A 22,350-nucleotide genomic window follows, 5' to 3' on the forward strand; every position below is an offset into this window, starting at 1 on the left:
ACGAGCTTGGCGCCGGTGGCGGGGTCATGGACGGCGAAGCGGCTGGCGCCGGCGATCCACTCTCCGTTGATGAGGGCGTCGGTCTTGAGGAGGGTTGGGTCGTTCAGCAGCGCGAGGGGAGAAGTCTTGGTGTCCATGGTGTCGTGTCGTCTCGGAAGGAATGAGTAACCGGTGCGGGCAGCCCGTGTCAGCGGAAGGGAACGCCGGGAAGCACGCAGAGCATTTCGTAGAGCAGGTTGGCGCCGAGCAACGCGGTGTTGCCGCTCGTGTCGTAGGGCGGGCTGACCTCGACCAGGTCGGCGCCCACCACGTTCAGGCCGCGGCAGCCGCGCACGATCTCCAGCGCCTGCGGCACGGTGAGCCCGCCTATCTCGGGCGTGCCGGTGCCGCCAGCGAAAGAAGGGTCGATGCCGTCGATGTCGAAGCTGATGTAGACCGGATGTGTCGGCCCGATGCGCTCGCGCACCTGCGCCATCAGCGGCGCGAGCGACTGGTACCAGACCTCGTGCGCCTGCACCACAGTGAAGCCCTGCGCGCGCGGCCAGTCGAAATCATCGGCCGCGTAGCCGGTGCCGCGCAGGCCGATCTGCCAAACCTTGTCGCAGGCCAGCAGGCCTTCCTCGACGGCGCGCCGGAACGGCGTGCCGTGGGCGATGCGCTCGCCGAACATGTCGTCGTTCACGTCCGCATGCGCATCCACGTGCACCAGCGCGACCGGGCCGATCCTGCGCGCCACCGCGCGCAGGATCGGCAGCGCGATGGTGTGGTCGCCGCCAAGCGTCAGCGGGGCGCATCCGGCGGCCAGCACCGTGTCGTAGAAGGCCGAGACGATGGCCAGCGACTTGTCCAGCGAATAGGTGTTGATCGGCACGTCGCCCAGGTCGGCAACGTTCAGCCGGTCGAAGGGCGCGGCGCCGGTGGCCATGTTGTAGGGGCGCAGCAGTGCCGATTCGGCGCGGATCTGGCGCGGCCCGAAGCGCGCGCCCGGGCGGTTGGAGGTGCCGATGTCCAGCGGCACGCCGATGAACGCGGCATCCAGTCCCTCCGGCGAGGTTGCCGAGGGCAGCCGCATCATCGTACCGGGGCCGGCGAAGCGCGGCATGGTGTTGCCGCCTAGCGGCTGGTTCGGAGTTGCAGTGTGCATCGTGCGTGTGTTCAGCGCCGCCGGCCGCGCAACCACTCCAGCGCCAGCAACAAGCAGGTCGTGAAGATGATCAGCAAGGTGGCCACGGCGGCAATGGTGGGCGAGATGTTTTCGCGAATGCCGGTGAACATCTGGCGCGGCAGCGTGGTCTGCTCGGCACCGGCCAGAAACAGCGTGACCACCACCTCATCGAACGACGTTGCAAAGGCGAACAAGGCGCCCGAAATGACCCCCGGCGCAATCACCGGCAGCGTCACCCGAAAGAAGGTTCTGAGCGGCGTCTCACCGAGGCTGAGCGAGGCGCGCACCAGGTTGTGGTTGAAGCCCGCCAGGGTCGCCAGCACGGTGGTCAGCACAAAGGGCGCCCCCAGCGCGGCGTGCACGATGATCAGGCCCAGGTAGCTATCGGCCAGGCCCAGCGGCGCAAAGTACAAATAGGTGGCCACACCCACCACGATGAGCGGGACCACCATGGGCGAAATCAGCACGGCCATGAGCAGGCCCTTGAAGCGAAATTCGGTGCGCGAGAGGCCCACGGCCGCCATCGTGCCCAGCACGGTGGCAATGACCGTGGCGGAGGGCGCGACGATGAAGCTGTTGCGCGTGGCGCGCGTCCATTCCTCGGCCTGAAACAGGTTGCGGTACCACTTGAGCGACCAGCCGGGGATAGGGTAGGTAAGGAAAGAGCTGTCCGAGAACGACAGCGGCACCATCACCAGGATGGGTGCCAGCAGAAACAGCAGCACCGCCACGCACAGGGCGCGCACCAGCCACCAGCCAATCTTGTCGGCCAGGGTGGCGTAGCGCGGAAATTCAGGCATTCGAAGAAACATGGTCACCGTTCTCTCTCTCTAAGGCAATGCTGAATAAGTCACCGCGATGACGCGCGCCGTGCGTCGGGATGGGAAGCAAGGCGCAAACCGCAGTCATAGCCACCGCTATGGCGAGGATTGGCAACGCCGCAGACCGCCCGAGGGACGGATGCGCGGCGCGTGAGGGGCTTGTTCAGCATTGCCCTAACCCAGACTGAGCTCGGCCTTGCCAAAGCGCCGGTACACGCTGTAGAGCAGCAGCGTCGCGACCAGCAATACGGCGCCCAGCGCAGACGCCATCCCCCAGTTCACCACCACGTTGGTGTAGCGCGCGATGTAGTAGCTGAGCATCTGGTCGTCCGCGCCGCCCAGCAGCGCGGGGGTCACGTAGTAGCCGATCGACAGGATGAACACCAGCAGCACGCCCGCGCCTATGCCTGGATAGGTCTGCGGTACGTACACCCGAAAGAACGCCGCCAGCGGCGAGCTGCCCAGCGACACGGCCGCGCGCACGTAGGTGCCAGGCACGCTTTTCATCACGCTGTAGAGCGGCAAGATCATGAAAGGCAGCAAGATGTGCACCATGGCAATCACCACGCCGGTGCGGTTGAACAACAGCGCCAGCGGCTCGTGGATGATGCCCAGCCCCATCAAGCCCCGGTTGACCAACCCCTCCGACTGCAGCAGCACGATCCACGCGGCCACGCGCACCAGGATGGAGGTCCAGAACGGCACCAGCACCAGAATCATCAGCACATTGGCCGGGCGCGGCGGCAAGTTCGCCAGCCACCAGGCCAGTGGATAGCCCAGCAGCAGGCAGATGGCCGTGACCACCAGGCTGATGTAGAAAGTGCGCAGCAGGATGGCACCAAAGGCGCGCTGCTCCACGGGCATGCGCTCCACGTCGCCCATGGCATCGCGGCGCAGGTCCACCGACGCCAGCAGGTAGTCGGGCGTCCAGCGTGCGCCATTTTTCGCAATGGCGCGCCAGAATGGCGCCTCGCCCCAGCGCGGGTCGGCGTCCAGCAGGCGCTGCTTGATGGCCTCGGCGTTGCCCTCGAAGGGCAGGCCGCGGTAGGCGCCCATCACCATGGAGCGCGCGCCGGGCACTTCGGCATTCAACCTGCGCGCCAGCGCTCCGGCGTCGGAGATGTCGGGCAGCCGAGCCAAATCGCCCACCAGTGCCGCATAGGCGGCCGCTGGGGGCGCGGCACGGCGGTCCCATTTTTTAAGCACGGGAATCGTCGCCGGCAGCGCACTGGCGACTTCCGGGTTTTCCACCGCACGCATGAGCAGCGCGGCGATCGGCACCAGCAAGGTGAACACCAGGAACACCAGCAGCGGCAGCGTCAGGCTGAAAGCCCGCCACTTGCGCCGCAGTTGCGCGCGCGCCAAAGCCTTGCGCAAGGCGGCGGGGTCGGTGCCATCCAGCCCTGGCCCAGAGAGGGGCATGGCCATGGCGTCTGAAGCTGCCTGCATGGTGTCGCTCACCGCAATGCCGTGCAATTACTGCGTGGCCCAGGAGGCAAAGCGCTTTTCAAGCGATTCGCCCTGGTCGGCCCAGAAGGCGACACTGAACTGCAGAGCCTCCTTGGCGTTAGCAGGCGAAGTCGGCAGGTCGTCCAGCACCTTCTTGTCGAGCTTGGCCAGCGCCTTGTTGTTGGCGGGGCCGTAGGCAATGTTCTGCGCGTACGCCGCCTGTTGCTGGGGCTGCAGGGTGTACGAGATGAACTTGAGCGCCGCGTCCTTGTTGGGCGTGCCACGCGGAATGGCCCAGTAGTCCAGGTCGTAGATGCCGCCGGGCCAGTAGATCTTGAGGTTGCGGCCTTCGCGGTTGGCGGCGTCGATGCGGCCGTTGTAGACCGTGGTCAGCACCACGTCACCCGCGACGAGAAATTGGGGTGCCTGGGCGCCGGCTTCCCACCACTGGATGTTGGGCTTGAGCTCGCTCAGCTTCTTGAAAGCGCGGTCGGCGCCCTCTTTGGTGGCCAGCACCTTGTACACGTCGGCGGGCTTGACGCCATCGGCGAGCAGAGCAAATTCGAGGTTGTAGCGAGCCCCTTTGCGCATGCCGCGCTTGCCTGGGATCTTCTTGGTGTCGAAGAAGTCGGCCCAACTGGTGGGCGCCGTCTTGAGCTTGTCGCCGTTGTAGGCCATGACGGTGGACCAGACAAAAATCCCCACCCCGCAATCGGTGACAGCAGCCGGCTGCAAGTCGGCCTTGTTGATGATTTTGCTGTAGTCGAGCTTTTCAAACAGACCTTCGTCGCAACCGCGTGCCGCGTCGGGCGATTCGACTTCGACCACATCCCAGGTGATCTTCTTCGTCTCGACCATGGCCTTGATTTTTGCCTGCTCACCGTTGTATTCAACCGCCACGAGCTTGTTGCCGGCCTTCTCATAGGGCTCGTAGAACGCCTTCTTCTGGGCGTTGGCGTTGGCGCCGCCAAAGTTCACGACGGTGAGCGACTGCTCGGCAAAGCTGGGCAGCGCCACACAGGCAGACAGGGCTGCGCAGGCGATCAGGCTCTTGTGTTTCATGGTGTGTCTCCTTGGGTGTTATCGAACGGAACGGGAAAGCGCTAATAAAAGGCTAATGGAGCGCGGGTGCGGTGTAGATGCGCGTCGACCCAGGCGGGAACTCCAGCCCTACGGCATCGCCCGGTTGCGGCAGTGCGCTGGCACCGACACTGCTGAGTGCCAGCCGCACTGTGGCAAGAGACTGGCCGGCGCCCACATCGCACATCAGGCGCAGGTGGTCACCGTGGTAGATGGCACGGCTGACCGTGGCGCGCAGCACCTGCCCGGCAGGCGCACTGGATGCGGGGTGCAGCACGATGCGCTCGGGGCGCACACAGGCTTCTGCGCGTGCGCCGTCCGCTGCGGCGTTCACGTTGACGCCGGCGAGGCGCTGCCCATCGGGCAGAACCAGAGCGGCACTGCCGGCGCGGATTTCAAGCTTGCCAACGAGCACCGTGCTGTCACCGACAAAACCCGCCACAAAACGGTTGGAGGGCGTTTCGTACAAAGACGAGACATCGGCGAGCTGCTGAATCACGCCCTCGTTGAACACGGCCACGCGGTCGCTCATGGTCAGCGCCTCACTCTGGTCGTGCGTCACGTAGACAAAGGTCACGCCGAGCTGCTGGTGCAGTTCCTTGAGCTCTATCTGCATGTGCTCGCGCAGCTGCTTGTCGAGCGCGCCCAGGGGCTCGTCCATCAGCACCAGCTGCGGGTTGAAGACCAGCGCGCGCGCCAGCGCCACACGCTGCTGCTGGCCGCCAGAGAGCTGCGAAGGCAGGCGATCGGCCATGCCGACAAGGCGCACCATGTCGAGCGCCTTGGCCACGCGCTTGGCCTGGTCGTCCTTGGAGACCTTGCGCACCGTCAGCGGGTAGGCGACGTTCTGGCCCACGCTGAGGTGCGGAAACAGGGCGTAGTTTTGAAACACCATGCCGAAGTTGCGCTTGTGCGGCGGCGTGCTGGTGATGGGCGCGCCATCGAGCAGGATGTCGCCCGCCGTGGGCGATTCAAACCCTGCCAACATCATCAAGGTCGTGGTTTTGCCGGAGCCCGAGGGCCCCAGCAGGCTCAGAAACTCGCCCCGCTGGATATCGAGGTTCAGCGAGCGCACCACGAGCTGCACGCCGTCGTAGGTTTTCTGCACGCCGCTAAAGCGGACCAGGGGTTCTGCGTGGCTCATGGCTTGGGCAATCGATGCGGGTAGAGGGCGCGCGCGTCAGGCGAGTGCCGCCAGGGTGTCGGCCAGGATCGCCAGGCCTTCTTCCAGCAGCTCGTCGGATGCCGTCAGCGGCACGAGGATGCGGATCACATTGCCATAGGTTCCACAGGACAGCAAGATGAGGCCCCGGCGCGCCGCCTCGGCCACCACTTTTTTCGCCAGCGCGGCATCGGGCCGGTGCACGTCACCGCCTTCGAACAGCTCAATGGCCACCATGGCGCCCAGTCCCCGCACATCGCCGATGCTGGGCTGCTTTTCTGCCAAGGCCTTGAGCCGCGTGACCAACAGCGCGCCCATGGCACGGCTGCGCGCCAGCAGTTGCTCCTGCTCAAACGCCTCGAACACGGCGAGGGCCGCGGCGCAGGCCACAGGGCTGCCAGCGTAGGTGCCGCCAAGCCCACCGGGGGCGGGTGCGTCCATCACCTCGGCGCGCCCCACCACACCGGCCAGCGGGAAGCCGCCCGCAAGCGACTTGGCGGTGGTGATGAGGTCCGGCGCCACGGGCCATTGTTCACAGGCAAACCAGGTGCCGGTGCGGCCGGCGCCGGTCTGTACTTCGTCGGCAATCAGCAGGATGCCGTAGCGGTCAGCCAGTGCCTTGAGGCCGTTGATGAATTCCACTGGCGCCACATAGAAGCCGCCCTCGCCCTGCACCGGCTCGATGATGAAAGCCGCGACACGCTCGGGCTCGACATCGTTCTTGAACAGCAGCTCGACCGATTGCAGGGCCTGCGCGACGCTCACGCCGTGCAGGGCGTTGGGGAACTGCGCGTGGTAGACCTCAGCAGGGAACGGACCAAAGCCGGTCTTGTACGGCACCACCTTGCCGGTCAGCCCCAGCGTGAAGTTGGTGCGGCCATGGTAGCCACCGGTGAACGCAATCACGGCCGGACGCCGGGTGTGGGCGCGGGCAATTTTCACGGCGTTTTCCACGGCTTCGGCGCCAGTGGTGAGCAGCAGCGTCTTTTTGGCGAAATCGCCAGGTGCCAACGCGTTCAGTCGCTCGGCAACCTCCACATACGGTTCGTAGGCGACCACCTGGAAGCAGGTGTGGGTGTAGCGATCGAGCTGCGCTTTCACAGCCGCGATGACACCCGGATGCAGGTGGCCGGTGTTGAGCACGGCAATGCCACCGGCAAAGTCAATGTAGCGGCGGCCCTCCACGTCCCACAGCTCGGCGTTGCGCGCCTTCTGCACAAAGATCTCGTGGGTCTGGCCCACGCCGCGTGCCACGGCCGCATGGCGGCGGGCAAGCAGGGCGGCGTTGGTGAAATGGGGTTCGTGCTGCATGGTGGTCAAAGGCTCTGGCGAGCGGGAAGAAGAGCGATGGGAGGGATTCTGGAAGCCGCCCGGCGCTTCGTCCATGTACACGCGCGCAGGTTTTTCCGCGCACTGTGCAGGTCTAGAATCCTCTACAGGCAAACCCCTATACGGCGCCGCCCATATGGCACAAGGCGCCACCCTGGCTGCGGCACACTCGCTGCACTTTCCCTTCCTTGGTTCGTCCGATGCTCACCCTCCGTGCAGACCTTCCGACACCGCTGGTGAGCCAGATCGTGGACGGCCTGCGCGAGCAGATTGCCGGCCACGTGCTCAAGCCTGGCAGCAAGCTGCCGTCCATCCGCGCCTTTGCTGCGGCGCACGGCGTCAGCGTGTTCACCGTCGTCGAAGCCTACGACCGCCTGGTGGCGCAGGGTTGGCTGGTTTCGCGCGCCAACGCCGGTTTTTTCGTCAAGCGGCGCGGCGACGAAATCGCGCAAGTGGGCGCTGCCGAACGCCCTGCCCCGCGCTTCGATACCCGCTGGTACCTCAAGCAGATCTTTGAAAACCGCAATTTGCCGATGAAACCCGGCTGCGGCTGGTTGCCCAACGACTGGCTGTTTGGCGATGCCGTCAAGCGCAGCATGCGCCACCTGTCCACAGGGAGCGCCGACCTCGCCGGCTACGGCCTGCCCCACGGTCACATGCCGCTGCGCAGCGTGGTGGTCGAATCACTGGCAGAACACCAGGTCAGTGTGGGAGCCGACCAGGTGCTGCTGACGCAAGGCTCCAGCCAGGCGCTGGACCTGATTGCGCGCCGCCTGGTCAAGCCCGGCGACGTGGTGCTGGTGGACGACCCCGGCTATCCCAACCTGATGTTCATGCTGCGCTTCGTTGGCGCGCAGGTCGTCGGGGTCCCACGCACCCCCACTGGGTACGACCTGGGCGCGCTCGAAGCCTTGCTGACGGCGCACAGGCCGAGCGTTTTTTTCACGCAGCCACGGCTGCAAAGCCCGACCTGCTCGCTGGCCTCGGTAGCGCACCTGCACCGCCTGCTGCAACTGGCCGAGCAGCACGGTTTCATGCTGGTCGAGAACGACCTCTATGCCGACATGGACACGGGCGTGCGCCCGTCGCTCGCAAGCCTGGACCAGCTCAACCGCGTGCTGTACGTGGGCAGTTTCTCCAAGACCATTTCACCCAACCTGCGCACCGGCTTTGTGGCCGCCCGGCCCGGCCTGGTGGAGGAACTGGTGCAGCTCAAGATGATTTCGGGCCTTACCTCGTCAGAGATCACCGAGCGCATCACGCTGGGCGTGGTGACCGACGGGCGCTGGCGCAAGCACCTCAAATCCTTGCGCGAACGGCTGGCCGAAGCACACCGCACGGTGGGGCGCCGCCTGGAGGGTTTGGGTTTCGAGCTGTTCCATGAACCCGAAGCCGGCATGTACCTCTGGGCACGCCACCCCGACATGCCCGACAGCGCCGAACTCTCGCGCGCAGCCACCAGCGCCGGCATCATGCTCGGGCCGGGCGAGCTGTTTCTGGTGGAGCCGCGCACCACGGGGTGGCTGCGCTTCAACGTGAGCTTCAGCCTGGATGAGCGGCTCTGGTGCTTTCTGGAAGAGCGTATTGAACAAGGTGCGCAGACAGCGCTGTGAGCGCTGTCTGCACCTGCTCCCGCCCATCGAAAGGCGTACAGTCGCGCTCGCCCCATGTGACAGCAGAAGGTAGCGCCATGACTTCTTCCCCCAACTTAAGGCTTCTACGGCGCGCCGCCCGCGCCGGCGCCTTGGGAGCGCTGTTGATCGCTTGGCTGTGCACGGCCAAGGCTCAGCCTGCGGCACCCACTGCCAGCACAGAACCGCGCAGCAACGCCTTTGGCGATCCGTTTCTTCAGGTCACCGACGCAATGCCGGGTTGCCCCATGCCCGAAGGCCCGCTCTACACCGCGCAGCAAGTGCGCGAACTCGCCCATGTGCGCGCCCAGCACGGCGGCAGCTGTTACAGCGCGGGACGCTGCAGGCTCCCCAATTCCTACTTGTACGACGCAGACATCGCCCCACGCTTGCAGCGCTACCTGCGCCAGGACGGCCGCTTCAATGACACCAGCGTGTGGATACTGAGCCAGCGGCGTATCGTCACCCTCATGGGCTGCGTGCAAACCGCCACGCAGTCCGAGTCGATGGAGCACGCGGCCGCACTGGTGGACGATGTGATGGGCGTCGTCAACCTGCTCTCGGTGGGAACAGCGCCGCAAGCAACCCGTTACCCAGTAGCAGCGCAGAAGCGGCCTTGAGGCCTGGACAGGCCTTGGGCGCCGCTCACCAGGGACAGCTTTGCGGGGCGTTCCCAACCGTTCCTTGCAAGTTTGAAGCCTTCCTCTGAGCCGAACGCTCAAAGGGCAAAAATCTTCCCCGGGTTGAGGATGTTCTTCGGGTCCAGCGCCTGCTTGATGGCGCGCATCGCGCCCACGGCGCCAGCGCCGGTCTCGTCCAGCAGAAAACCCATCTTGTGGATACCCACACCGTGCTCGCCGGTGCAGGTGCCGCCGAGCTGCAGGGCGCGGGCGACGAGTTGGTGGTTAAGCTGCTCAGCCCGGCTGCGCTCGATGGGGCTTTCGGGGTCGATCAGGTAGCCGAAGTGAAAGTTACCGTCGCCCACGTGACCAACGAGAAAGTAGGGGATGCCGCTGGCGTCGGCCTCCTGCACCGAATCGAGCAGGCAGTCGGCCAGGCGGCTGATGGGCACGCAGGTATCGGTGGAGATCGCACGGCAGCCGGGGCGGCTTTGCACCGCAGCGAAATAGGCGTTGTGCCGCGCCGCCCACAGGCGCGTACGCTCTTCCGGCGTGCTGGCCCATTCAAAAGCCTGGCCGCCAAATTCGCTGGCAATGTCCTGCACGGTCTCGGCCTGCTCCTTGACGCTGGCGGGTGAGCCATGGAATTCCATCAGCAGCAGGGGCTCTTCGCGCAGCGTCAGTTTGCTGTACGCATTCACCATGCGCACGCTGTTGGCGTCAATCAACTCGCAGCGCGCAATGGGCACACCGAGCTGAATGGTCTGAATCACCGTGCGCACCGCCGCCTCAATGCTCGGGAACGAGCAAATGGCGGCCGATACGGCTTCCGGCAAGGGGTAGAGCCGCACCGTCACTTCGGTCATCACGCCCAGCGTGCCTTCGCTGCCGACCAGGAGGCGCGTGAGGTCATAGCCAGCGCTGCTTTTCTTGGCGCGCGTGCCGGTGCGAATCGCCTCGCCGCTGGCCAGCACCACTTCGAGCGCCAGCACGTTCTCGCGCATGGTGCCGTAGCGCACGGCGTTGGTGCCACTGGCGCGGGTCGCTGCCATGCCGCCAATGCTGGCGTCGGCGCCGGGGTCTATCGGGAAAAACAGGCCGGTGTCTTTCACCGCCTCGTTGAGCTGTTTGCGCGTGATGCCGGGCTGCACGGTGACGGTGAGGTCTTCGGCGTTGACCGAGAGGACCCGGTTCATGCGGTTCACATCCAGGCTGATGCCCCCCTGCACGGCGAGCAGATGGCCTTCGAGCGAGGAGCCTGCGGCGTAGGGAATAACCGGCACACCGTATGCGTTTGCCAGGCGCAAGGCATCTTGTACGTCCTGCGTGGTTTCGGCAAACACGACAACGGACGGCGGCGGTGCCTGCATGGAGCCCTCATCGCGGCCATGCTGTTCGCGCACAGAGAGCGCCGTGGAGCATTGCGCGCCAAAGCGCTGCTGCAGCGCCTCCAGAAAAAGCTGCGGCACGGGCCGCAGGGCGATGGTGGGAAGCAGGTGGGCGGCTTGGGCGGGGGCGTTCATCGGTGGTCTCCAGTGCGGGAAAAAGAATACCACCGCACCCCCACCTTGTACCCTGACCCGTCATCGGTGCGTCAGGGTCCATGGGCTGCCTCAGGGCTTGGCACCCTGGTCGAATTCTTCGCGTGACAGAGCGCCGTCGTGGTCGGTGTCGATCTGCTCAAAGCGGTTGTCTATGGCGGGCAGCACTTTGGCCTCCTGGGGGCTGAGTTTGCCGTCGTGGTTGGTGTCGGCGCGGGCAAAAGCAGCGCTGGCAGGGCCAAATGTGGCTGTGGGGGCAGCGTGGCCCGAGGAAGCTTGGGAAGTGCCACCGGTGGCGAAGGAGCTTTGCCCTGTGGAATGTGCGGGCGCGGCGGGCGTCTGGAGTGGCGGCTTGGTTTGGGCATGCAGCGAGGCACTGCCGCCCAGCGCCATGGCCGCGATCAGCATGACGCTGCGGGTGTCAAAAAAGTGGTTGGTACGGGGCATGGTGCGGGGAGCGGTACTTTTCATGGGTGGCGCCTTTGCCAGAGTTGAACAGGCCTGCATTGCACTGCAGCATGAACGCCGAGACCAGCACTTTTGCCACCTGTTGCCTGGACCAACATTTCGGCGCACGGTGTAAAGGCCTGTGCTGGCGGGAACCCACCGCCGTTGGGGGTATCGGGTGTCACGCACAATGCGGCCCACATTGCGAGGAGGCATCTACATGGGCAAACGACTCACACAAATCGCCACGCGCACCGGCGACGACGGCACCACCGGCCTGGGCGACAACACCCGCGTGCCCAAGTACCACCTGCGCGTGCAGGCCCTGGGCGACGTGGACGAACTCAACTCCCATATCGGCCTGCTGCTGTGCGAACCATTGCCGGCTGAGGTGCGCGAACTTCTGATCGACGTGCAGCACCAGCTCTTCAACCTGGGCGGCGAACTGTCGATTCCGGGGTTCGAGTTGCTGAAAGAAGCGGCTGTGCTGCAGCTCGACCAGGCGCTGGCGACCCACAACAGCACACTGCCGCGCCTGCAGGAATTCATCCTACCCGCTGGCACGCGCGCCGCAGCCCAGGCCCACATCTGCCGCACCGTAGCGCGCCGCGCCGAGCGCGCCGTGGTGGCGCTAGGCGCCCAGGAGGCGGTGCGCGAGACGCCGCGCCACTACCTCAATCGCCTGTCGGACCTGATGTTCGTGCTCTCGCGCGTGCTCAACCGCATGGACGGCGGCGACGATGTGTACTGGAAGAGCGAGCGGCTTGCACGCAGCGAGGCGGACGACGCGGCGTGAGGCGAAATGCTATTGAAATAATAGCTATTAGCGCTTTCTGAATAAGCGTGAGGGGCTCTTTATCTTCCATATTCCAGGAGCCGTAAAGCAGCCATGCCCCATGCCAGCGGCCACCGTGCCAGCGCCAGCCCGCCGCGCTGGTAGCGCCCCCTTCCGCTGCGTGCAGCGCTGCAAGAGGGGGCTGAGGGGCGCGGCTCCAAGCTTGCTCGCGCAGGCTTGGACGTCCCCGAAGGGCCGTTGCCTCTGGCAAATCCACGGAGGCGCGAAACGCCATGGGGGGATGTTTCCTATCTTGGTGCCAGCATTGCCATCGTGATCCGCGAAACGCAGGTCAGCTCGCCCGCGTCGTTCACCATTTCAATGGCCCACACCTGCGTGGTGCGGCCGATGTGCACCGGGCGCGCTGTGCCCGTCACCCAGCCACTGGTGGCGGCGCGCAGGTGGTTGGCGTTGATGTCCAGGCCCACGCCACGGTGGCCTTCGGGGCTGGCGTAGAAGGCGCCGATCGAGCCCAGGGTTTCGGCCAGCACCACGCTGACGCCGCCGTGCAGCAGGCCAAAGGGTTGGCGCGTACGCTCATCCACCGGCACGCGACCGCGCAGGTAGTCGTCGCCAACTTCGGTGAACTCAATGCCCAGATGGGTGACGGCGGTGTTATCGCTGGTGCGGGCGCACTCGGCGAGCGTGATGGGTTTCTTCCAGATCGACATCGTGTTCCCTCGTATGGCAGCGCGCCACAGGTGCGCCAGCAGGCCGGAAATTACCAGAATGGCGCCTGCCCTGTGCGTCGCAGGGGTGTCAGCCGCGCATGCTGCCCGTCTGCACGAAGCGCTGGTGCCAGGACAGCGCTTCGCCTAGCAGGTGCGGCGTGTGCCGGCCCACGGGGTTGGCCTTGGCACGCTCCACATAGTCGCGAAGTTGCGGGCGGAAGTCCGGGTGCGCACAGTGCTCGATGACCAGCTCGGCACGCTGCGTGGGCGACTTGCCGCGCAGGTCGGCCAGGCCTTGCTCGGTGACCAGGATCTGCACGTCGTGCTCGGTGTGGTCCACGTGGCTGACCATGGGAACGATGCAGGAGATGGCGCCACCCTTGGCGAGCGAGGGCGTCATGAAAATCGACAAATAGGCGTTGCGCGCGAAATCGCCCGAGCCGCCGATGCCGTTCATGATGGCCGAGCCCATTAGATGGGTGGAGTTGACGTTGCCGTAAATGTCGGCCTCGATCATGGCATTCATCGCAATCAGGCCAAGGCGGCGAATCACCTCGGGGTGGTTGCTGATCTCCTGCGGGCGCAGCACGATGCGCTGGCGGTAGAAGTCGATGTCGGCCAGAAAGCGCTCCATGGCCGCCGGGCTCAGCGAGAGCGCCGTGGCCGAGGCGGAATCGAGCGTACCGCTCTTGAGCATGGCGAGCATGCCGTCTTGCAGCACCTCGGTGTAGGCACTGAGGTGCTTGAAGGGCCCGGCGTCCAGCCCGGCGAGCACGGCGTTGGCGATGTTGCCTACTCCCGACTGCAATGGCAGCAACTCGCGCGGCATACGCCCAAGCGCCACTTCCTGCTGCAGGAAGTCGACGATATGGCCGGCAATGCGCTGCGAGCATTCGTCCGGCGCGTTGAAGACCGAGTTGCGGTCGGGGTGGTGGGTAGAGACCACGGCGACGACTTTTTCAGGGTCTACGCGCAAATACGGCTCGCCAATGCGGTCGTGCGGCTGCACCAGCGGAATCGGCACGCGGTGCGGCGGCAGGTCGGTGCCGTAGTAGATGTCGTGCATGCCGTCGAGTTCGGCGGGCTGCCACTGGTTCACCTCCAGAATGACCTTGTCGGCCTGGTCCAGCCAGGTCTTGTTGTTGCCCACCGAGGACGAGGGAACCAAGCGCCCGTCGGGCAGCACACCAGCCACTTCCACCACGGCCACGTCGAGCTTGCCGAAGAAGCCGAACCACACGAAGGGTGCGACGTGCGAGAGGTGGATATCCATGTACTGCATGTCGCCCGCGTTGATCTGCTTACGGCAGCTCGGGTCCGACTGGTAGGGCATGCGCATGTTGATGCCGTGCGCCTGGGCCAGCACGCCGTCGAGTTCAGGGGCCGTCGATGCGCCCGTCCACAGGCCAATGCGAAAGTCTTCGCCGCGCGCATGCGCCGCCTGCATGCGCCGTGCCAGCGCACCCGGCACGGCCTTGGGGTAGCCCGCACCCGTAAAGCCACTCATGCCGACACGGTCACCCGGTGCGATCAGGGCAGCGGCCTCGTCGGCCGACACCATGCGGGCGCGGAATTCGGGATACAGAACACGGTCTTCGAACAACATGCAGCCTCCGGCAGACAAACAAATATGCGCCTGGGCAGGCGCATAGACGGGAGTATTTTATCGGCACCTAGGCCGAATCCAAGGGTTTTCCCTTAGTTGTCAATTCTGGCGCCAGGGCCAGGCCCCTTGTCGCGGTTGAGAAGCGCATAGAGCACGATGGCGCCGAAGGTGGCAGTCCCGATACCGCCCAGCGCAAACTGGCCGAATTTGAGCGTGAAGTCGCCCGTGCCCAGAATGAGCGTGATGGCGGCCACGATCAGGTTCTTGTTCTGCGAGAAATCGACCTTGTTGTCGACCCAGATCTTGGCACCGGCGACGGCAATCAGACCAAAGACGACGATGGAGACGCCGCCCATCACCGGCAGCGGAATGGCCTGGATGACGGCGCCAAATTTGGGCGAGAAGCCGAGCAGCACGGCAATCAGCCCGGCGACAAAAAACACCGCCGTGGAATAGATTTTGGTCGCGGCCATCACGCCGATGTTCTCGGCGTAGGTCGTCACGCCCGTGCCGCCTGCGGCGCCGCTGACCATGGTGGCAATGCCATCGCCAATGAAGGCGCGGCCCATGTACTGGTCGAGGTTCTTGCCGGTCATGGCGGTGACGGCCTTGATGTGGCCCAGGTTCTCGGCGACCAGAATGATGACCACCGGCACGATCAGCAGCATGGCGTTGGCGTTGAACACCGGCGAGGCGAAATGGGGCATGCCGATCCAGGCGGCGTTCATCACACCCGAAATGTCCAGGGGCTTGCCCAAGCCGAGGCCGTTGGTGAGCACGGCGTAACCAAGGCTGGCCAGCACCAGACCCACCAGAATCAAGAGGCGCTGCAGCATGCCGCGCGTGAACACCGCCACCAGGCCCACGCTGACGAAGGTGAGCACCTGCATCCAGCTGTCGAAGTTGCTCGCCGCCATGTTCTTCACCGGGATGCTGGCCAGATTCAAGCCGATGACCGCGACCACGGCGCCCGTCACCACGGGTGGCATGAAGCGCTCGATCCACCCGGTTCCCACGGCCTGCACGATGCATCCGACCAGCGTGTACACCGCCCCGCAGGCAATGATGCCGCCCAGCGCCAGGCCGATGTTGGCGTTCGGCCCTTTGCCGGCGTAGGCCGTGGCGGCGATCACCACGCCGATGAAGGCAAAGCTCGAACCCAGGTAGCTGGGGACCTTGCCGCCGGTAATGAGGAAGAAGATGAGCGTGCCGATGCCGCTCATCAGAATGGCCAGATTGGGGTCAAACCCCATCAGGATCGGCGCGAGCACCGTGGAGCCAAACATGGCAATCACGTGCTGCACGCCCATGGCCCCGGTCTGCGGCCAGGGCAGGCGTTCGTGCGGGCCAATGACGCCGCCGCTGGCGAGTACGGCGGCGCTTTTCTCCTGCCAATGGAACATGGACATGCCTGGTTTCCCCTCGAATTGATTTGGTGGCCGCGATGCTACGCGAAGGCGGGGGAAATGGCGCGCATTGCGCAGCAAAGGGGTTATTACCAAGGGTCTACGAAACGGCTGCTGGCAGCGGTGCGCACGCGCGGCTTTGCGGCCGCAGATTCGAGTCCGCGCACCAGCCAATCGCGCGTCTCCATGGGGTCGATGACCGCGTCGATCTCCAGGCCCTGGGCCATGTGGATCGCCTCGCCATTGGCGTACTGCTGGGCAACCAACTTCGCAAACAGCGCATCGCGTTCGGCGCCGGGCGCGGCGGCTTCCAGCTCTTTGCTGAAACCCAGACGCACCGCGCCTTCGAGGCCCATGGGGCCGAACTCGCCGGTGGGCCAGGAGAGCGTGAAGATGGGCGTGTCAAACCCCCCCGCCGTCATGGCCTGCGCGCCCAGGCCGTAGCCCTTGCGCAGCACCACGGCAAAGAACGGCACGCTCAGATGCGCAGCGACGACAAACATGCGGCAGACGTGGCGCACCTGCGCCTGCGCCTCGATGTCGGGCCCCACCATGAAACCGGGCGTGTCGGTCAGCGAAATGATGGGCAGGCCATGCGCCTCGCACAGCTGCATGAAGCGGGCGCTCTTGTCGGCTGCGTCCACGTCGATCGCGCCGCCCAGGTGCGTAGGGTTGTTGGCCATGATGCCCACCGCTCGCCCCTGCACCCGGGCCAGTGCCGTGACGATGCCGGCGCCATAGCCACGGCGCAGTTCCAGCAGCGAATCGGTGTCCACCAGCGTGCGCATGAGCGCGCGAATGTCGTACACGCGCAGGCGGTTTTCCGGCACCGCGTGGCGCAGCAGGCGCTGGTCGGCGCATTCCCATTGCGCTGCCGGCCCCTGGAAGTACGAGAGGTACTTCTGGGCGACCCCCACCGCCTCGGCTTCGTCCTTGACGAGGATGTCGATCACGCCATTGCGCGATTGCACGTCGCTGGGCCCGATCTGCTCGGGCGTGTAGCTGCCCAGGCCGCCGCCCTCGATCATGGCCGGGCCGCCCATGCCGATGTTGCTGGCCTCGGTGGCGATGACCACGTCGCTGCAACCGAGCAGCGCCGCGTTGCCGGCAAAGCAGCGGCCATGCACGATGCCCACCACCGGCACCTTGCCCGAGAGCGAGGCAAACTGGCGGAAGGTGTGGTTGTTCAGCCCGGCCACGATGGGTTTGTCGATATCGCCCGGCCGCCCGCCCCCGCCCTCGGCAAACAGCACCACCGGGAGGTTCAGTTGCAGCGCGAGGGCCAGCATGCGGTCGGTCTTCTGGTGGTTCCAGGCGCCCTGCGTGCCGGCCAGCACGGTGTAGTCGTAGGCCATCACCACGCAGCGCGACTTTTCCTTGCCGAACGGCTCGGCATTGACCGTGCCGATGCCCGTCACCATGCCGTCGGCCGGTGTGTTGGCGATCAGGTCCGGCAGGCTGCGGCGGCGCGTCTGCGCGGCAATGGCCAGCGCGCCGTATTCGATGAAGCTGCCGCCGTCGCACAGCTGGGCAATGTTTTCGCGCGCGGTGCGCCCGCCGCGTGCGTGGCGCTTGGCAACGGCCGAGGCGCGGTTCTCGTCCAGCAGAAAGGCGTGGCGGTCGCGCGTTTTTTGCAGGTCTGCGCGGAGGGTGTTGAAGTCCGCGAGAGCTTCATCGTGCTGGGTCTGCTCCCCTGCCTCCATGGGTTCAAGCACCAGCACCAACGCGGCCTCGGTCAAGTAGCTGCCCACCTCGCAGCGCACTTCCAGCACTCTGCCCGCCGATTCGGCCAACAGCACGTGCTCCATTTTCATGGCTTCGAGTACGGCCAATTGCGCGCCCTGGGCCACCACCTCGCCCACAGCGACATCCATCTGCACCAGCTTGGCCGGCATGGGCGCGCGCACGGCAAGCAGGCCTTCGGCCACTTGCGCATCCGGCTGCGCCTTGGCGGCAGCGCCCGGCGTTGCACTGGTGGGGTGGCGCTGCGCCCGCTGTTGCTCCAACTGCTGCGCCATTCCCACCAGGGCGGGCAGATGCTCTTCCACAAACCGCGTGTGTACGGCTTGGGTATCGAACTCTTCCCGCGAGACGATGGCCTGGAGCAGCGCAAGGTTGGTGGGCACGCCAGTGATGCGGCACTCGTCCAGCGCGCGGCGCGCCCGGCGTGCGGCGTCGGCAAACACCGGGCTGCGGGACGACACCACCAGCTTGGCCAGCAAGGTGTCGTAATGGGGCGAGGGCGTGGCGCCCGCGTAGCCATGCGTATCCACGCGGATGCCGGGGCCGGACGGCAGATCGAACTGGGCCAGCGTGCCGGCGCCGGGCCGGGCCTGCCCATCGGCACCCAGCGTTTCGGCATTGATGCGCACTTGAATAGCATAGCCCGTGGAGGCCGGCGGCGCCTGGGGGTCAAGCCCCAGACTGCTAAGCGAGCGGCCTGCGGCCACGGCCACCTGCAACTGCACCAGGTCGAGGCCGGTGACCTCTTCGGTCACGGTGTGCTCCACTTGCAGGCGCGGGTTGGCTTCGATGAAGACCCAGGCCAGCTTGCTGGAGCCTTCATCCACCAGGAACTCAAACGTGCCCAGGCTGCGGTAGCCGACACCACGGGCCATGGCCAGCGCGGCCTGCGTGATCTCGTGGCGGAGCTTCTCGGAAAGCGACGGGCTGGGAGCGATTTCCACCAGCTTCTGAAAGCGCCGCTGCAGCGAGCATTCGCGCTCGCCCAGACTCATCACGGCCTGCCCGTCACCGAGGATCTGGATCTCGATGTGGCGTGCGTGCAGCATGAGCCGCTCGACGTACACGCCCTCGACACCAAACGCCGCCCGCGCCTCAGACACGCAGCGGGCATAGGCTTCGGGCAAGTCGGCAGCCTGCAGCACCGCGCGCATGCCGCGCCCGCCGCCGCCGCCAATGGCCTTGACCATCACCCCGGCGCCGTTTTGTGCGGCAAAAAAGGCTTGCGCCTCTTCCAGTGTCACGGCGCCCGCGCTGCCCGGCATCAGCGGCACACCACAGCGCTCGGCCAGGGTGCGGGCGGCGGCCTTGTCGCCGAACAGCGCCAGGTGCGCGGCGTCAGGGCCGATGAAGGTGAGGCCCGCCTCGGCGCAGGCGCATGCGAAGTCGGCGCGCTCGCTCAGGAAGCCGTAGCCAGGGTGCACGGCGTCGCAGCCGGTCTGGCGTGCAATGGCAATCAGCCGCGCGCCATCCAGGTAGGCGCCAGGGCCCGTGGCGCCGAGCGCCACGGCCTCATCGGCGGCGCGCACATGCGGCGCCTGGGCATCGTCCTGCGCAAACACGGCCACGCTGGGCACATTGAGGTCGTAGAGCGCGCGTACCAGGCGCAGGGCAATCTCGCCGCGGTTGGCGACCAGGACTTTCTTGAACATTCAGATGCTTTCCTTGAGCAGGCGGCGCAGCAGCTTGCCGGCGCCGGTGGCCGGCAGGGCGTCCACAAAACGGATGTCGCGCGGGGCCTTGTAGCTGGCCATGTTCTCGCGCGACCAGGCCAGCAGTTCTGCGGCGTCCGGGTGCTGCCCTGCCTTGGGCACGATGAAAGCCACCACCACCTCGCCCTTGTCGGCGTCGGGCTTGCCGATGACGGCCGCTTGCGCCACGGCCGGGTGTTTGATGAGGATGCCCTCGACCTCTTCCGGGAACACGCTGTAGCCGGAGACCTTGATCATTTCCTTGAACCGGCCGATAAAGGTCAGGTAGCCGTCTGCATCCATGCGGCCCATGTCGCCGGTATGCACCCAGCCGCCGCGCAAGGTCTGGGCCGTGGCTTCGGGCTTGTTCCAGTAGCCCTTGAAGACGCCCGCGTTGCGCAGCACGATTTCACCGATGTCTCCAGCAGGCAGTTCTGCGCCCGTGTCGGGGTCCAGGATGCGAATCTCGTTGCCGTCCACCGCGACGCCATGCGTGCCCCAGCGAATGGCGCCGTCCGGCATGTAGGTGTCCATGGTGTGGGTTTCGCTCAGGCCATAGGCCGCTTCCATGGCGCGGCAGTTGGGCGCAAAAGCCTGCCATTGCTGGGCCAGCGCCTCGGTGAAGCTGATGCCGAAGCTGGTGACCGAGTTCTGGCGCAGGCTGCTGCGGTCGTAGCGCGTGGCGTCCGGCACCGCCATCACGGCCACGTTCATCGGGGCAATGCTGTACCACCAGGTAACCTTGTGGCGGTCGATGGCCTGCAGCACGGCCACGGGGTCGAAGCGGTGCAGCAGCACCGTCGTGGCACCCGACAGGATCGGGATATTCACCCCCATCAGCATGCCGGCAATGTGGTACAGCGGCGCAATCGCCAGCAGCACGTCGTCCGCCGTGACATGCTTGGTGTTGACCGACACGGCGGTCTTGTAGAGCGCATTGCGAAAAGTGAGCATCGCCCCCTTGGGCAGGCCGGTCGTGCCCGAGGTGTAGGTCATCAGGGCGACATCGTTGTCGATGTCGATGGTGACGGGCGGCGGCTTGCCACCGCTGCGCGCGACCCACAGGAAGTCTTCAGCACTGGCGGGCAGCACGGGCGCTTCGCGCACTTGCAGTTCAGCCGGCAGATCGATGGTCGGCGTGGACGGCAGAAGATCGCCGTAGCGCACGGCAAACACATGCTGCAGACCAGTGCGCTCGCGCACCTTCTCGACGATGGGCAGCAGGCTGTCGGCGGCGACGATCACGCGGGCCTGCAGGTCTGAGAGCTGGTATTCGAGCTCATGCTCTTTGTTGAGCGGCCCGCAGGGGCAGACGATGGCGCCCAGCTTCTGGATGCCGTAGTGCGCCATCACGTACTGCGGGCAGTTGTTCATGAACAGCGCCACCGGGTCGCCTTTGCGCACCCCCAACTGGTGCAGGCGCGCGGCAAAGGCGTCGCTCGCCTGATCCAGCTCGGCAAAGCTGATGCGCGCGCCGTACCAGAGGTAGGCCGCCTTGTCGGGCGTGGCCCGCGCATGGGCGCGCAGATGCTCGTGCAGGGGAATATCGGACGGCAGCAAACCGGTGGTGGTCATGGAGTCTCCTTGGGGCGCTCTGGGGAAGTGGCGGGCTTGTTTCTGTCAATATATACCTCTCGGTAGATTCAACCTACCAACAGGTATAACGTATGCGACAAGACACCAAGAGCCCCAAGCGGCCAGCATCCAGAAGGTCACCACAAGCCAAGCCTGGCGAGGGCTCGGACGAGAAGCGCGAGCGCATTCTTCGCGCGGCCGAGGCGCTGTTTGCCAAGCAGGGCTATGCGGCCACCACCATGGAGCAGATCGTGGCGGCGCTGGGCATGACCAAGCCCTTCGTGTACTACTACTTTCGCAACAAGCAGGAAATCTTCGAAATGCTGTCGTGGGCGCCGACGGTGGCGTGCTTTACCAGCATGGACTTCCCTGCGGACGACCCGAGGCCGGCGCACGCCAAGCTGGAGGACGGCCTGCGGCGCTTGATCGGGGCCACCTTGACGCATTACCCCTCGGCCTTCTTCCCCTACCGCGAGCCCCAGGCGTACCGCCCCGAATACCGCGCGGCGCAGAAGGAGATTGCCCGGCATTTCTATGACCGCCTATGCGCACTGTTGGAGCAGGGCCGCGCGGACGGCATGCTGGAGTTCAACGAACCCAAGATCACAGCGCTGGCGGCCTGCAGCCTGCCAGGCTTTCTCTTCCACTGGTACCGCCCGGATGGCCGCCTGCCACAGGAGGCCGTGGTGGAGGAACTGACGCAGCTGGCCTGCCGCGTCATCGGCCTGCGCACGCGCCGCAAGACGGCCGCAGCGCCAAGCGCGCCCCACTGAGCGATCTGCCGCGAGGCAGGCCAAACGCTCACGAAACAAGCGCTGCAGGCGCCATGGGGGCGCAACGGACTGCTTCAGCCTCTGGGATCGGCGCCGTCGGCAGCAGCAACGCAGCGATTCCTGCCGTGAGGAACGCCGTCAGCAGCGGGGCCGCCTGCGGGTCGTGCGGCGTGTTGGCACCGAGCGACAAGCGCTCAACCCGGCTGTCGATCAGGTGGTGCAGCAGCACACCTATGGTGAACTGGTAGGCCCATGCGGTCTGTGCCCGCGTACTGCCTGGGCAGGCCGCTTGCAACGCCGCAATGAAGGCATGGGCCATGGGATCGAAGAAGTCGGCCAGCACCTGCTCGGACCCGGGCGTGCGGTACAGGAGTTCGCGCGCCACCAGCAGCGCGTAGTACTCGCCTTCGCTGCTGGCACGCAGTTGCAGCACGGGCTGGACAAAGGCGTGGACGATTCGGTGCAGGTACTGCGCATCGCGCGGCCCCGCTTCCGCCTCGGCAAGCAAGGCCAGCCGCTCGGCAATGGTGCTGCGCCAATGGGCAAAGATGGCGTGGAAAAGTTCGTGCTTTTGCCCAAAGTAGTAGCCCACCAGCGCCAGCGGAACGCCAGCTTCCTGGGCAATCTTCCGGATGGATACCGCGTGGTAGCCATGCTCGGCAAACAGCCTCTCGGCGGCCAGCAGGATAGCCGCACGGCGGTCCGGCCGCTGGCTGGCAGTGGGTCGCACGCGGGCTCCGCGCGAGAGTTTGGGCGTTGGCATGTCGGCATTGAACGTTCGTACAAATTTCTTGTACAACCGTGC

Annotated in this window: 18 protein-coding genes; 4 read left to right on the forward strand and 14 right to left on the reverse strand. The window is 65.8% G+C overall.

Annotated features, from left to right (window positions below; all coding sequences use genetic code 11):
• Positions 1-187: 187 nt before the first annotated feature.
• The 6 genes from speB to gabT form a co-directional block, all read right to left on the reverse strand.
• A complete protein-coding gene (gene speB, locus D3F03_RS16655; RefSeq protein ID WP_119110604.1) occupies positions 188-1,144 on the reverse strand; it encodes an agmatinase in 957 nt (318 codons plus the stop codon).
• Between the two features lie 11 nt (positions 1,145-1,155).
• Entirely contained in the window at positions 1,156-1,977 is an 822-nt protein-coding gene (locus tag D3F03_RS16660) for an ABC transporter permease (RefSeq protein WP_119110563.1), read from the reverse strand.
• Positions 1,978-2,160: 183 nt separating this feature from the next.
• Positions 2,161-3,414 (reverse strand): ABC transporter permease, encoded by a 1,254-nt coding sequence (locus D3F03_RS16665; RefSeq protein ID WP_119110605.1) that lies wholly within the window; start codon positions 3,412-3,414, stop codon positions 2,161-2,163.
• A 48-nt stretch (positions 3,415-3,462) separates the two neighbouring features.
• Positions 3,463-4,497 carry an ABC transporter substrate-binding protein gene (locus D3F03_RS16670; protein WP_119110564.1) on the reverse strand — a complete coding sequence of 345 codons (1,035 nt, stop codon included), beginning with the start codon at positions 4,495-4,497 and terminating at the stop codon, positions 3,463-3,465.
• 52 nt (positions 4,498-4,549) lie between these two features.
• On the reverse strand, positions 4,550-5,659 hold the full coding sequence (locus D3F03_RS16675; RefSeq protein WP_119110565.1) for an ABC transporter ATP-binding protein: 1,110 nt from the start codon (positions 5,657-5,659) through the stop codon (positions 4,550-4,552).
• A 36-nt stretch (positions 5,660-5,695) separates the two neighbouring features.
• Positions 5,696-6,988, reverse strand: a complete 1,293-nt coding sequence (gene gabT / locus D3F03_RS16680) for a 4-aminobutyrate--2-oxoglutarate transaminase (RefSeq protein ID WP_119110606.1) — start codon at positions 6,986-6,988, stop codon at positions 5,696-5,698.
• Between the two features lie 218 nt (positions 6,989-7,206).
• Here gabT and D3F03_RS16685 point away from each other — a divergent pair, with 218 nt between their 5' ends.
• Together D3F03_RS16685 and D3F03_RS16690 are read left to right on the forward strand one after the other, a co-directional pair.
• Positions 7,207-8,619, forward strand: coding sequence for an aminotransferase-like domain-containing protein (locus tag D3F03_RS16685; protein WP_119110566.1), 1,413 nt, complete (start codon positions 7,207-7,209; stop codon positions 8,617-8,619).
• 77 nt (positions 8,620-8,696) lie between these two features.
• Positions 8,697-9,257 carry a BON domain-containing protein gene (locus tag D3F03_RS16690; RefSeq protein WP_119110567.1) on the forward strand — a complete coding sequence of 187 codons (561 nt, stop codon included), beginning with the start codon at positions 8,697-8,699 and terminating at the stop codon, positions 9,255-9,257.
• A gap of 98 nt (positions 9,258-9,355) precedes the next feature.
• Here D3F03_RS16690 and D3F03_RS16695 read toward each other — a convergent pair whose 3' ends face one another.
• Positions 9,356-10,780, reverse strand: coding sequence for an FAD-binding oxidoreductase (locus tag D3F03_RS16695; protein WP_119110568.1), 1,425 nt, complete (start codon positions 10,778-10,780; stop codon positions 9,356-9,358).
• A gap of 90 nt (positions 10,781-10,870) precedes the next feature.
• Positions 10,871-11,269: an EF-hand domain-containing protein gene (locus tag D3F03_RS16700; protein ID WP_245960665.1), complete on the reverse strand. Its 399-nt coding sequence runs from the start codon at positions 11,267-11,269 to the stop codon at positions 10,871-10,873.
• A 196-nt stretch (positions 11,270-11,465) separates the two neighbouring features.
• Here D3F03_RS16700 and D3F03_RS16705 point away from each other — a divergent pair, with 196 nt between their 5' ends.
• Entirely contained in the window at positions 11,466-12,041 is a 576-nt protein-coding gene (locus D3F03_RS16705) for a cob(I)yrinic acid a,c-diamide adenosyltransferase (protein WP_119110569.1), read from the forward strand.
• Between the two features lie 287 nt (positions 12,042-12,328).
• On the opposite strand, the gene D3F03_RS16710 is transcribed toward D3F03_RS16705, so the two are convergent.
• From D3F03_RS16710 to D3F03_RS17330, 5 genes are all read right to left on the reverse strand, one after another.
• On the reverse strand, positions 12,329-12,751 hold the full coding sequence (locus D3F03_RS16710; RefSeq protein ID WP_119110570.1) for a hotdog fold thioesterase: 423 nt from the start codon (positions 12,749-12,751) through the stop codon (positions 12,329-12,331).
• An 88-nt stretch (positions 12,752-12,839) separates the two neighbouring features.
• Positions 12,840-14,357 carry a succinyl-CoA:acetate CoA-transferase ScpC gene (scpC, locus tag D3F03_RS16715; RefSeq protein WP_119110571.1) on the reverse strand — a complete coding sequence of 506 codons (1,518 nt, stop codon included), beginning with the start codon at positions 14,355-14,357 and terminating at the stop codon, positions 12,840-12,842.
• Between the two features lie 92 nt (positions 14,358-14,449).
• Positions 14,450-15,766 carry a solute carrier family 23 protein gene (locus D3F03_RS16720; protein ID WP_119110572.1) on the reverse strand — a complete coding sequence of 439 codons (1,317 nt, stop codon included), beginning with the start codon at positions 15,764-15,766 and terminating at the stop codon, positions 14,450-14,452.
• An 86-nt stretch (positions 15,767-15,852) separates the two neighbouring features.
• Entirely contained in the window at positions 15,853-19,158 is a 3,306-nt protein-coding gene (locus D3F03_RS16725) for a carboxyl transferase domain-containing protein (protein WP_199665499.1), read from the reverse strand.
• Complete coding sequence (locus D3F03_RS17330; RefSeq protein WP_199665500.1) at positions 19,159-20,772, reverse strand: AMP-binding protein; 1,614 nt, start codon at positions 20,770-20,772, stop codon at positions 19,159-19,161.
• A 92-nt stretch (positions 20,773-20,864) separates the two neighbouring features.
• Here D3F03_RS17330 and D3F03_RS16730 point away from each other — a divergent pair, with 92 nt between their 5' ends.
• A complete protein-coding gene (locus D3F03_RS16730) occupies positions 20,865-21,545 on the forward strand; it encodes a TetR/AcrR family transcriptional regulator (RefSeq protein ID WP_119110573.1) in 681 nt (226 codons plus the stop codon).
• A 28-nt stretch (positions 21,546-21,573) separates the two neighbouring features.
• Here D3F03_RS16730 and D3F03_RS16735 read toward each other — a convergent pair whose 3' ends face one another.
• Positions 21,574-22,308: a TetR/AcrR family transcriptional regulator gene (locus D3F03_RS16735; protein ID WP_119110608.1), complete on the reverse strand. Its 735-nt coding sequence runs from the start codon at positions 22,306-22,308 to the stop codon at positions 21,574-21,576.
• Between the last annotated feature and the right edge of the window lie 42 nt (positions 22,309-22,350).

Origin of the sequence: Simplicispira hankyongi, from assembly GCF_003570885.1 — a bacterium.
GTDB lineage: Bacteria > Pseudomonadota > Gammaproteobacteria > Burkholderiales > Burkholderiaceae_C > Simplicispira > Simplicispira hankyongi.

Excerpts from the sequence above, each read along its gene's own strand:
- D3F03_RS16735 (WP_119110608.1), bottom strand. The coding sequence starts at position 22,308 with ATGCCAACGCCCAAACTCTCGCGCGGAGCCCGCGTGCGACCCACTGCC.
- D3F03_RS16705 (WP_119110569.1), top strand. The coding sequence starts at position 11,466 with ATGGGCAAACGACTCACACAAATCGCCACGCGCACCGGCGACGACGGC.
- D3F03_RS16660 (WP_119110563.1), bottom strand. The coding sequence starts at position 1,977 with ATGTTTCTTCGAATGCCTGAATTTCCGCGCTACGCCACCCTGGCCGAC.
- D3F03_RS16730 (WP_119110573.1), top strand. The coding sequence starts at position 20,865 with ATGCGACAAGACACCAAGAGCCCCAAGCGGCCAGCATCCAGAAGGTCA.
- gabT (WP_119110606.1), bottom strand. The coding sequence starts at position 6,988 with ATGCAGCACGAACCCCATTTCACCAACGCCGCCCTGCTTGCCCGCCGC.
- D3F03_RS16710 (WP_119110570.1), bottom strand. The coding sequence starts at position 12,751 with ATGTCGATCTGGAAGAAACCCATCACGCTCGCCGAGTGCGCCCGCACC.
- D3F03_RS16665 (WP_119110605.1), bottom strand. The coding sequence starts at position 3,414 with ATGGCCATGCCCCTCTCTGGGCCAGGGCTGGATGGCACCGACCCCGCC.
- D3F03_RS17330 (WP_199665500.1), bottom strand. The coding sequence starts at position 20,772 with ATGACCACCACCGGTTTGCTGCCGTCCGATATTCCCCTGCACGAGCAT.
- D3F03_RS16675 (WP_119110565.1), bottom strand. The coding sequence starts at position 5,659 with ATGAGCCACGCAGAACCCCTGGTCCGCTTTAGCGGCGTGCAGAAAACC.
- D3F03_RS16725 (WP_199665499.1), bottom strand. The coding sequence starts at position 19,158 with ATGTTCAAGAAAGTCCTGGTCGCCAACCGCGGCGAGATTGCCCTGCGC.
- D3F03_RS16685 (WP_119110566.1), top strand. The coding sequence starts at position 7,207 with ATGCTCACCCTCCGTGCAGACCTTCCGACACCGCTGGTGAGCCAGATC.
- scpC (WP_119110571.1), bottom strand. The coding sequence starts at position 14,357 with ATGTTGTTCGAAGACCGTGTTCTGTATCCCGAATTCCGCGCCCGCATG.
- D3F03_RS16690 (WP_119110567.1), top strand. The coding sequence starts at position 8,697 with ATGACTTCTTCCCCCAACTTAAGGCTTCTACGGCGCGCCGCCCGCGCC.
- D3F03_RS16720 (WP_119110572.1), bottom strand. The coding sequence starts at position 15,766 with ATGTCCATGTTCCATTGGCAGGAGAAAAGCGCCGCCGTACTCGCCAGC.
- speB (WP_119110604.1), bottom strand. The coding sequence starts at position 1,144 with ATGCACACTGCAACTCCGAACCAGCCGCTAGGCGGCAACACCATGCCG.
- D3F03_RS16700 (WP_245960665.1), bottom strand. The coding sequence starts at position 11,269 with ATGAAAAGTACCGCTCCCCGCACCATGCCCCGTACCAACCACTTTTTT.
- D3F03_RS16695 (WP_119110568.1), bottom strand. The coding sequence starts at position 10,780 with ATGAACGCCCCCGCCCAAGCCGCCCACCTGCTTCCCACCATCGCCCTG.
- D3F03_RS16670 (WP_119110564.1), bottom strand. The coding sequence starts at position 4,497 with ATGAAACACAAGAGCCTGATCGCCTGCGCAGCCCTGTCTGCCTGTGTG.